Origin of the sequence: Streptomyces sp. NPDC006923, assembly GCF_040635655.1 — a bacterium.
Classification (GTDB): Bacteria; Actinomycetota; Actinomycetes; order Streptomycetales; family Streptomycetaceae; genus Streptomyces.
This window is the reverse complement of sequence record NZ_JBEYIF010000029.1, coordinates 35,661-47,016: the sequence shown is the minus strand read 5'-3', so window position 1 is coordinate 47,016 and position 11,356 is coordinate 35,661. Positions and strand designations below refer to the sequence as shown.

Genomic DNA, 11,356 nt, shown 5'->3' with positions numbered 1-11,356 from the left:
AAAGGGCAGCCACTTCCTTGCCTTCCTCGGCCTCGCCGCAGCCCTCACCTGCTACAAAAGACTCGCGAAGCTCGCCACGTGAGACATCCTCTAAGTTCGCGTTTCCTCGATGTAAGTTAGCGATCTCGCCCCGACTTCCGCCAGGGAGGCAGGGAAAGTCTTTATCAAGGCGACCGGACAATTGCTGCTGATAGCGGCATTTTCCCCGTCAGGGAGGGTCGGGTTCCCGGCTGCGGCCCTTGACTTACTTTTCTTGTCGGTCCTAACTTTCAGGCGTCCCGGGCCGATCGCCGTGTCGGCTCTCCGCCGGACCGATGGAGGCCCACCCATGCGCCCAGGGCGCTCACCCGCGCGGCTTCGCGCACTCGCCGCGGCGGTCACCGGGGCAGTGTTCGTCGCGGTGCTGGCCGGCTGCACGCAGGACGGCGGCCGGATCGACATGGCTCCCACCGGCGGTGTCCCCGTGCGCGGCGGTACCGCGACCATGGCCCTGCCGCCGGCCGCGACCCCCAACTGGATCTTCCCCATCGGCGCGCCCGGTTATGGCGCCTCCTACAACTACGCGATCCAGTCGCTGCTGTACCTGCCGGTGTACGACGCGGTGAAACGGGACGGCGCGCTCACCACCACCGGCCCCAACACCCTTGGCGGCAAGCCCGTCTACAGCGATGGGAACACGACCGTCACCGTGCCGCTGCGCGAGGACATCACCTGGTCCGACGGACGTCCTGTGACCTCACGGGACATCGAGTTCTGGTTCAATCTGGTCAAGGCCAACAAGGCGGACTGGGGCAACTACTCGGTCGGCACGATGCCCGACAACGTCAAACGCTTCGAGACCGTCGACGCGCACACCGTACGGCTGCGCCTGGACCGCGCGTACAACCCCGACTGGTTCACCGCCAACCAGCTCACACTGATGCGCGCCCTGCCGCAGGCCGCCTGGGACGCGAAGACCGACGGTGGGAAGACGGGGGACTGGGACCGCACCACCGCCGGGGCCAAGGCCGTGTTCGCCCGGCTGACCCGGCACTCCAAGAGCCTGGGCTCCTATGCCAGGGACCCGCTCTGGAAAACGATCAACGGCCCCTGGAAGATAGCCGAATGGCGGGACTCCGGCCAGGTCTCTCTCGTACCGAACCCCCGGTACACCGGCGACGACCGGCCGCACCTCGACAAGGTCGTCCTCAAGCCCTTCACCACCACCGACTCCGAATTCAATGTGCTGCGTTCCGGCGGGGTCGACTACGGCTACATCCCGCCCTCCGCGCTGGCGCAGAAGGCGAAGTTCGAGAGCCGGGGCTACCGCGTCGACCCGTGGGAGGGCTGGGCGGTCACCTACATCGTCTACAACTTCAACTCCTCCCACGCGGGACCGGAGATGAGGCAGCTCTACCTACGCCAGGCCATGCAGCACCTCGTCGACCAGCGGGCCATGAGCGATGTCGTCTGGCAGGGCAGCGCCGATCCGACGCTCGGCCCCGTGCCCGCCAAGCCGAAGACGCAGTACCTCTCCGACTCCATGGAACGGAACCCGTATCCGTACTCCGTGAGCAGGGCCAGGGCCCTGCTGACCGGACACGGCTGGAGCATCCACGACGGTGAGGCCCGTTGTGTACGACCCGGTACCGGCGCGGGGGAGTGCGGGGCCGGCATCCGGAAGAACGCGCCGCTGAGGCTCACACTGCTCTCCCAGTCGGGCTCCACCGAGACGACAAACATGATGCAGGAGCTGAAGTCCTCCCTCAGCAAGGCCGGTATCGACCTGACGATACGTCAGCAACCGCTCAACTCCGTCCTCGGGAACTCCGTGCCCTGCAAGGCGGGAGAGCCCGGCTGCGCGTGGGACATGTCGTTCTTCGGAACGGCAGGGAGCTGGTACTACCCGCTCAACCCCAGCGGTGAGCAGCTCTTCTCCACCGGGGCCTCCGCCAACTTCGGCAACTACTCCGACCCGAGGGCGGACCGGCTCATCCGCGCCGTGCAGTACTCGGCGGACCCCAACGCCACACACGCGTACGGCGAATATCTCGCCAGGCAACTGCCCGTCATGTGGATGCCCAACCCCGCCTACCAGGTCTCCGTCATCCGCAACGACCTGCGCGGCGTCGACCAGAACCCGACCGTCACCATCGCCCCCCAGGACTGGTACTACGTCAAGAAGGGAGCCGACCAGTGACCGGCTTTCTCGTCAAACGCCTGCTCCAGGCGGTGGTCGTCCTCTTCCTGGTGTCGGTCATCGTCTTCGTCCTGCTCCATCTGCTGCCGGGCGGACCCGCTCGCGCCATCCTCGGGCCCAAGGGCACTGCCCAGCAGATCGCGCACTTCAACGACGTCCAGGGCTACAACCGCTCACTGCCCCTGCAATATCTCGCCTATCTGAAACGCCTGCTCACCGGGGACCTGGGGGAGTCCTACAAACTCAACCAGCCGGTGGCCGATCTGCTGGTCCAGCGGCTGCCCAAAACACTGGTGCTCACCGCGCTCGCCACCCTGCTCGCCGTGATCGTCGCGATTCCGCTCGGGCTGGTGCAGGCCGTGCGCCGGGGGAGGACGACCGACTATCTGCTCACCGGCGCGGCCTTTCTCGCCTACGCCACCCCGGTTTTCTTCCTCGGACTGATCCTCATCGTCGTCTTCAGCCAGACACTGCCGCTGTTCCCCGCCGAAGCACCGCAAGGGGAGTCCCTCTCCTCCATCTTCAGCGGGTTCTCCGGCATGGTGCTGCCCATTGTCACCATGGCACTCGGCATCATCGCGATGTTCAGCCGCTACATGCGCTCCGCCACCCTCGACAACCTCACCGAGGAGTATGTGCGCACCGCGGCGGCCAAGGGCCAGTCCAACCGGCGGATCCTTGTGAAACATGTCCTGCGCAACGCGCTCATCCCGCTCGTCACACTCCTCGGCCTGTATCTGCCGACGCTGTTCAGCGGCGCGCTGGTGGTCGAGGCGATGTTCAACTACCCGGGGATGGGACTGCTGTTCTGGAACGCCGCGCAGGGCTCCGACTTTCCCGTCCTGCTCGGGGTGACGCTGGTCGTCGGCGTCGCCACCGTCGTCGGATCGCTTCTGACCGACATCGTCTACGCCGTTCTCGACCCCAGGATCCGGAGCGTCTCATGAGCACCGCCGCTGTCGTGGCGCCCGGCCACGAGGACGCCGACCTGGCGACCCCCTCCCTCGCCCGCCGTACCCTGAGGGTCTTCACCGGCAATAAACTGGCCCTCACCGGTGTGATCGTGCTCGTACTGCTGCTGGCGTTCTGCTACCTCGGCCCGCTGATCCATCCCACCGACCAGGTCCACACCGACCTGTCCCGGGCCAACCTGCCGCCCGGCAGCCCCGGCCACCTCCTCGGCACCACCGACCTCGGATACGACCTGCTCGGCCGGCTGATGACGGCCGGCCGGTCCTCCCTGGAAGTCGGCCTCGCCGCCGGGCTGCTCGCCACACTCTTCGGCACGGTCTGGGGAGCGGTCTCCGGCTATTTCGGCGGCTGGACCGACGCCGTGATGATGCGGATCACCGATGCCGCGCTCGCCATCCCCGCGATGTTCCTGCTGGTGGTCGTCGCGGCGATCATCACACCCAGCGAGGGCGTTCTAGTCATGATCATCGCGGCGGTGGCCTGGCTCTCCCCGGCCCGGCTGGTCCGGGGTGAGGCGCTCGCCCTGCGCGACCGCGAGTATGTCCAGGCGATGCGGATGATGGGTGGCGGTGGTGTCCGCGCCGTGTTCCGGCACATCGTGCCCAACGCCATCGGCACGGTCATCGTCAACTGCACCTTCCAGATAGCCGACGCCATCCTCTATGTCAGCTACCTGGCCTTCCTCGGTCTGAGCGTCCCGCCGCCCGCCACCGACTGGGGCTCGATGCTCTCCGCGGGCATCACCTACACCCAGAACGGCTACTGGTGGCTGATCTTCCCGCCGGGTATCGCCATCGTGCTGGTCGTCGGCGCCTTCAACTTCATCGGTGACGGCCTCCGGGACGCCTTCGAAGTGCGGCTCCAGAAGAAGTAGCCGCCGCCTGACCGCCCTTTCCACCGCCGCACCGTCCGGAGGAACCACCCATGACCGATCCGCTGCTCCGGATCGACGACCTGCACGTCGACATAGCGACCCGCGACCGGACCGTCCACGCCCTCGACGGAATCAGCCTCGATCTGGCCCCCGGCGAAGCCCTCGGTGTGGTCGGCGAGTCCGGCTGCGGAAAGACGATGACCGCACTCAGCGTGCTCGGCCTGCTTCCGGCCGGCGGCGCCGTCACGGCGGGCCGGATCCTCTTCGACGGGCATGATCTCGCAGCCGGAGGCGAACGCCTTCTGCGGGACGTCCGCGGCGACACCATCGGCATGGTCTTCCAGGATCCGCTGACCTCCCTCAATCCCACCATGACCATCGGCGCCCAGGTCGCCGAGCCCCTGCTGCTCCACCGCGACCTGACCAAGCGGGAGGCATGGGCCAGAGCGGAGGAGATGCTCGGACTCGTCGGGATGCCGCGCCCGGCGGAGCGGATGAGGAACTATCCGCACCAGCTCTCCGGCGGGATGCGCCAGCGAGTGGCCATCGCCATGGCACTGGTCTGCGAGCCGAAGCTCCTGATCGCCGACGAGCCCACCACCGCTCTCGATGTCACCACCCAGCACCAGATACTCGAACTCATCGGCGATCTCCGCTCCCGCCTCGGCATGGCGATGATTCTGGTCACCCATGACCTCGGCGTCATCGCCCACCGCGTCGACCGGGTCGCGGTGATGTACGCGGGCAAGGTCGCCGAGACGTCCGGCGTACGGGACCTCTTCGCGCGCCCCCGGCACCGCTACACCGAGGCACTGTTCGCCGCCCTCCCGGAGAGGGCACTCGTCGGCGCCACCGAACTGCGTACCATCCCCGGGCTGCCGCCCAACCTCGCCGTTCCCCAGCACGGCTGCCGCTTCGCCGCGCGCTGTTCGTACGCCACCGAGGTGTGCCGTGCGCAGGAGCCCGCGCTGAGCGAGGGGGACCACCGGTTCGCCTGTTTCCACCCCGTGCCCGAGGACAGCGGCGCGGAGCGCGAGGAAGTGCCGTCCGGCGCCGGGCGGCAGTCGGCCGTCGTGCCGTCCGGCGCGGCGCTGCTGGAGATCACCGGCCTCCACAAGGATTTCCCGCTGACCGGCGGTCCGTTCTCCCGTGGGCGCGGCACGGTCAGCGCTGTCGGCGGGGTCACCTTGAGCGTCAGGAAGGGTGAGACCTTCGGCATGGTCGGCGAGTCCGGCTGCGGCAAGACCACCCTCGGGCGGCTTGTCGCGGGACTCGAAACCCCCACCTCGGGCTCGATCGCGTTCGAGGGCCAGGACCTGACGGAGATGGACCGTGGCCGGCGCCGCGCCCACCGCCGGAAGATACAACTGATGTTCCAGGACTCCACCGCCGCCATGGACCCCCGTATGCGCGTCGGAACCATCCTGCGCGAGCCTCTGGTCATCCAGGGGGTGGGCGACCGCGCGGACCAGGACCGTACGGTCGGAGAACTGCTCGACGCGGTCGGTCTGCCGCGCGGCGCCGTCGAACGCTATCCGCACGAGTTTTCGGGAGGCCAGCGACAGCGCCTCGGCCTGGCACGCGCGTTGACGCTCTCCCCGGAGCTGATCGTCGCCGATGAGCCGGTCTCCGCGCTCGATGTCTCCGTCCAGGCACAGATCCTCAACCTCATGCGGGACCTCCAGCGCGACCTCGGCCTGACCTATCTCCTCATCTCGCACGATCTGGCCGTCGTCCGCCACCTCGCGGACACGGTCGGAGTGATGTACCTCGGCAAGCTGGTGGAGGCGGGCCCGGCGGAGCGGATCTACACCGGTCCACTGCACCCGTACACCCGTGGCCTCCTCGACACCGTCAATGTCCCGGAACCGGACCGGGCCGGGCCCGGCCGCGCACCGCTCGGCGGCGAGACACCGTCCGCGGCGCATCCGCCCTCCGGCTGCCGGTTCCGTACGCGCTGCCCGATCGCCCAGGACATCTGCGCCGAGACCGAACCGCCGGTGACCACCCCGGCGGGCGCCGGTCACCAGGTCGCCTGCCACTTTCCGCTGGTCTGAGCCGGTGTGTCGGGCCGGGGCGCACGGCGGCCAACCGCACGGCGTCCGGGCCGTGACCGGCGGATCTGACTCGTACGGCCCAGCATCGCTGTCCCCCCGGGCGCCGTGCCGCCGAGAGTGGAGGGGTACGCCCTCGCCTCGACACCCCGGAGCCCGCGATGACCTGTCAGAACCGAAGCGACCTCGGCCTGCTCGCCCTGCGGCTCGGCACCGGAGCGGTACTCGCCGCGCACGGTGCCCAGAAACTGTTCGGGTGGTTCGGCGGTGGAGGGATCGAAGCGACCGCCCAGGGCATGGAGGCGATGGGCTTCCGGCCCGGCAGGGCGAGCGCGGTCGCCGCCGGGCTCGCCGAGGCCGGCGGTGGGGCGCTGCTGGCCCTGGGCCTGGCCACCCCGGCGGCGGGGGCGGCGGTGGTGGGCGAGATGGCGACGGCTGCCTCGGTGCACGCTCCCAACGGTTTCTTCAATCAGTCGGGCGGCGCCGAATATCCGGTCCTCCTCGGCTGGGCCGCCGCCTCCCTCGCGGTCATGGGCGCCGGCCGCTACTCGCTCGACCATGTCACCTGCTACCGCCTCGACCGGCCCTGGATGGTTCCCGCGGCGCTCGCGGGGAGTTCGGCCGCCGCGGCCCTGATCATCTGCAGGCGGGCCCGGGCGACGGCGGCGGCCCAGGACCCGAAGGACGCCGGCACCGAGGGCTGACAGCCGCCGGCCGCCAGATCCGGGGACGGGCAGCAGAGCCCCGGCGCCAGGCTCGAACGGAGCATCGCCGTACGCGAGTTGGCGTTGGGCCGGAGGTGACTCGCGATCCCCGTCCCACCGATGGCCGGGCGGCGCCACTCTCGTAACTCACCCCCGTTGTGGTGCTCATGGAGGTGAGTGACGGCGGGTGCGACACCGTGTCTCCTTTTCGTACGAAGAAGGGCACTCCTGTTCAGGTTTGGCATCTCGTCCGAGTGACGGTTCTTCCTGTGTCTGGTCACCATGCCGCCCGGCATGTCATAAAAGTGACCCCGACAAGGGAGGAAATCATGAACAAGCTGGGCATCAAGCGTCGAGTCACTACAACCTTCGCCGTACTCGTGGTCGCTGGTTCCGGAGTCCTGGCCGCCACACCGGCCCATGCCACCACCCCGGAAGCCACCGCCTCGGTCTCCTGGCCGGCTCTTCCCAAGGGAAAGGTGGTCTCAAGGATCACACTGAACATCCGTGAGGACCCGACCACCAACTCCCCGTCCCTGGGCGGGCTCCGGCCGGGCGCGATCGTCGCCCTGGACTGCAAGGTCAGGGGACAGAATGTGAACGGCAACAACCTCTGGTACCTGCTCGCGGACGGAGCGCCCGGCTATGTCGCGGCCCGTTACGTCCAGAACCTGTCGTACGTGCCGTACTGCGAGGACTGACGGCCCCGGGCCGCGAGAGACCCGGCCGACGACGATCGTCCTGACAACTGACCGCCCGCGTAGCGGAGTTGCTCCAGCCGACCGCTGGAGATCCCAGTCGGCATGTCGGCCGACGCCTCCGCGGGAGCGCATTGATGATGCCTCCCGGGGCGGGCCCCTTCGACGGGTGTACCGGGCCGCGCGCCCCGCCCGTGTGCGGGAACGACGAGCAGCGCACTCCTCGGCCCTTACGATCACCCCGGCACCGGGCCGCTGACGAGGGCCCCCACCGGACGGGGCATCCGGGCGGACGGGATGTCCGGCCCAACGGGACGTCCGGCAACCACGCGCGGCGGTTGCCGGCGTTCCGGGCCGGGGCCGGAGCGATGTGCCGAACGCACTGGGAACACCGGCGGCAGTCGTGCCCACATGGTGGGTATGCAACGGAATCATCCGATTGACGCAGCGATCAAGGTCCTCTTAGCGTGTCCACGTCACGGGTGGGCGGCAGGCCTCCCGGACGGGCATGGGGGGCACCTTGCGCAGATCGAAGAGAACGACGGCCGCCGTCCTGGCCGGCGCCGCGGCGCTGATACTCGCGACCACCGGGATGACGGCCCTGCCGTCCACCGGGCGGGAGCGCGACACCGGGACCTCGGCGAAGACAACCATCGGTCCGGGCGGGACAGTTACCCTGATCACCGGTGACCAGGTCCTCCTGGACGGCCGGGGCAAGGTGGTGCGACTACGGCCCGCCAAGGGCCGTCAGTCCGTCCCGGCCCAGATCCGTGAGGTCAAGGGGCACACCTACGTACTGCCCTCGGACGCCGCCGGAATGATCGCCACCGGCAAACTCGACATGCGGCTGTTCGACGTGACCGAGCTGAGCCGCCCCGAATACCGCGAACTCGTCGGTGACGGGATCCCGTTGATCGTCACCTACACGAGCCCGGGATCGCGCTCCGCCACGCGTGACACACTGCGCGCCCAGCCCGGCACGACCGTACGCGCCGAGATCGGCTCGGTCGGCGGCGAAGCGCTGACCGTACGCGGGCCGAGCGCCGCCGCGGTGTGGACCTCGCTTACCACCGGCTCCGCCCAGGGCCACCGGCTCGCCCCAGGAGTGCGCTCCCTCCGCCTCGACGGCCTGGTCAAGGCATCCCTCGATGTCAGTGTGCCGCAGATAGGGGCACCGGACGCCTGGCACGCCGGCTACGACGGCGCAGGGGTGCGGGTCGCCGTGCTGGACACGGGCGTGGACACCCGCCACGCCGATCTGGCGTCCCAGGTGGTCGCCGAGGAGAACTTCACCAACACCCCTGATGTCACCGACCACTTCGGCCATGGAACGCATGTCGCCTCGACGATCGCCGGCACCGGCGCCGCTTCCGGAGGGAAGTACAAGGGGGTGGCGCCCGGAGTGGAACTGATCAGCGGCAAGGTGCTCAACGACGGTGGCGCCGGCACCGAATCCTCGATCATGGCGGGCATGGAGTGGGCGGTCGAACAGGGCGCCACGATCGTCAATCTCTCTCTCGGCGGCGGCGACACCCCTGGTGACGATCCGCTGGAGGAGACCGTCAACAAGCTCTCGGACCGGGCCCTGTTCGTGATCGCCGCGGGCAACGACGGACCCGGAGCGGGCACACTGGGCTCTCCGGGCACCGCGCAGAGCGCGCTCACCGTGGGGGCCGTCGACAAGCAGGACGCACTCGCGAGCTTCTCCTCCCGGGGACCGCGTGCGGGCGACAGCGGCCTCAAGCCCGATCTGACCGCGCCCGGCGTGGACATCACCGCGGCGGCAGCGGCCGGGAGCCGTATCGACACCAGCCCGGGGACTCCGCATCCGGCGCCCGGCTATCTCACGATCTCCGGCACCTCGATGGCCACTCCGCATGTGGCGGGCGCCGCCGCGCTCCTTTCGCAACAACACCCGGAATGGAGCGGCACACGGCTCAAGGAGGCGCTCGTCGGGTCCGCGAGGCCGGGCCCCTACAGCGCCGTGGAGCAGGGGAGCGGCCGCGTCGACATGACCCGGGCCGTCGCCCAGAGCGTCGTCGCGGAGCCGGCCTCGCTGAGCTTCGGAGCCCCCGCCTGGCCGCACGACGACGACCAGCCGATCACCAAGACCCTCACCTACCGCAACACCGGCGGCGCGGCGATCACCCTGGACCTGTCCGCCACCGCCACGGGACCGGCGGGAACGCCCGCGCCGGACGGCTTCTTCACGCTCGGCGCGTCCAGCGTGAGCGTCCCGGCCGGTGGCACCGCGTCCGTCGATGTGACGGCGGACGCCAGGCTCGGCGGCACCCTCGGCGTGTACAGCCTGGCCGTCACCGCGAGCGCCAGCAAGCAGAGCGTCCGGACCGCGGGCGCGCTCAACCTGGAGGGTGAGATGTACAACCTCACGCTCCGGGCGACCGCGCGTGACGGCTCGGTGCCGGCGGACGGCGACTGGTCGGGATACATCTACAACCTGGACGCGGACACCATGGTCGCCGTCTCCGGTGACCGCGGGACGGCCCAACTCCGGCTGCCCCGCGCCCACTACACCGTCCTCGGCGAAGTGCCGCTGCTGAGCCCCGAGCTCTACTACATCGGCGACGACTTTGTCGCCGCGCCCCGGCTTCTGCTCGACAAGGACACCACACTCCCGGTCGACGCGCGGAAGACCAAACTGATCGACCTGGCGGCACCGGACCCGGACGCCTCGTACGCGTCGGGGTTCGTGACCATCACCCCCGACGGCGCACCGGGACCGATCGCCCTCTACATCGGCACGCTGACGGAGGGCTTCCGCACCCAGCAGGTGGGCCCGCCGCCGGCGCGCGGCACGGTGTCCTCGCACATCGTCGCCACCTTCGAGTCGGACAGCGCGCAGTATCTGCTCGCCGACACCGTCAAGGACGCCTTCTACACCGGCCGCACCCTCCATCCGCGGCGCGGAGAATTCGCGCGAATCACCTCGCACCAGGGTGCCTCGGTCGGCGGACGCTCCGGCCAGATCGTCAGTACCCCCGGCGCCGCCGTCTCCGCCTACTCCTTCACCGCTCTGCCGGGGACCGTCACCACCTATGTCCAGGGCGGCCGGAGTTGGCAGCGGACCTTCCAGCAGACGAGAGGCAGGACCGTCGAGGCGGAGTACCGGCTGCCGGCCCGCTCGTACCACGGTGGGCGTGATTACACCGAGGACTTCAACAGCGGGGTCTTCGGACCGGCCCTGGGTACGGGCGCGGGCGGGGGACTCAGCAGGGACGGCGACCGGCTGACCGGCTCGATCAGCCCCTTCGCCGACGGCGCGGGACACGGCGGCGAAAGCCTGTACGACACGGCTTCTTCCAGCACCACGCTCTACCGCGACGGCAAGGAATTCGCCACGGTGGAGGGCGGACTGGACTCCGCCGTGTTCGACCTGCCCGGCGCGAGGGCCCGCTACCGGCTCGTCACCACCGTCCGCCGGGCCGAGTCCGGTGTGTCGGCGGTCAGTACGGAGGTGAGCTGGTCGGCCGAGTTCACCTCGGGCCACACCGCGAGGGCCACGGCGGTCCCGGCGAGCGTGGTGCGCTACACACCACGACTCGCCCCCGACTCCACAGCGGCGGCGGGCGCCCGGCAGCGTGTGCCGGTCACCGTGCAGGGCTCGGCCGCCGGCCGGGATCTGGCGTCGCTGGCGGTGTACGCCTCCTACGACCGAGGAACGACCTGGTCGCGGCTGGTGGTGCGCGACGGGGCCGTGACGGTGGTGAATCCGGCGGCCGGAGGCACGGTCTCCTTCCAGGCCGACGTCGTGGACCGGCGGGGGGCCGTCTCCACGCAGACGGTCCTCGACGCCTACCGGACGCGGTAGCGGCGGCGGCACGCCGGACGGCGCGGCGCGGCGGCTCACACGGCCG

Annotated in this window: 7 protein-coding genes; all 7 read left to right on the top strand. The window is 69.7% G+C overall.

Translation table 11 applies throughout. The features are described from left to right. Positions 1-328 precede the first annotated feature (328 nt). Positions 329-2,179, top strand: coding sequence for a peptide ABC transporter substrate-binding protein (locus ABZ707_RS31655; RefSeq protein ID WP_360181749.1), 1,851 nt, complete (start codon positions 329-331; stop codon positions 2,177-2,179). Beyond that, on the top strand, positions 2,176-3,126 hold the full coding sequence (locus tag ABZ707_RS31650) for an ABC transporter permease (RefSeq protein ID WP_360181746.1): 951 nt from the start codon (positions 2,176-2,178) through the stop codon (positions 3,124-3,126). The genes ABZ707_RS31655 and ABZ707_RS31650 overlap by 4 nt, the downstream gene beginning before the upstream one ends. Continuing rightward, positions 3,123-4,025 (top strand): ABC transporter permease, encoded by a 903-nt coding sequence (locus tag ABZ707_RS31645; protein WP_360181743.1) that lies wholly within the window; start codon positions 3,123-3,125, stop codon positions 4,023-4,025. Before ABZ707_RS31650 ends, ABZ707_RS31645 begins: the two co-directional genes overlap by 4 nt. Positions 4,026-4,075: 50 nt before the next feature. Continuing rightward, positions 4,076-6,082, top strand: coding sequence for an ABC transporter ATP-binding protein (locus tag ABZ707_RS31640; protein ID WP_360181740.1), 2,007 nt, complete (start codon positions 4,076-4,078; stop codon positions 6,080-6,082). Positions 6,083-6,240: 158 nt separating this feature from the next. After that, a complete protein-coding gene (locus ABZ707_RS31635; protein WP_360181737.1) occupies positions 6,241-6,783 on the top strand; it encodes a DoxX family protein in 543 nt (180 codons plus the stop codon). A gap of 329 nt (positions 6,784-7,112) precedes the next feature. Continuing rightward, positions 7,113-7,484: an SH3 domain-containing protein gene (locus ABZ707_RS31630; RefSeq protein ID WP_360181734.1), complete on the top strand. Its 372-nt coding sequence runs from the start codon at positions 7,113-7,115 to the stop codon at positions 7,482-7,484. 517 nt (positions 7,485-8,001) lie between these two features. Next, complete coding sequence (locus ABZ707_RS31625; RefSeq protein WP_360181731.1) at positions 8,002-11,310, top strand: S8 family serine peptidase; 3,309 nt, start codon at positions 8,002-8,004, stop codon at positions 11,308-11,310. The last annotated feature ends 46 nt before the right edge of the window (positions 11,311-11,356 follow it).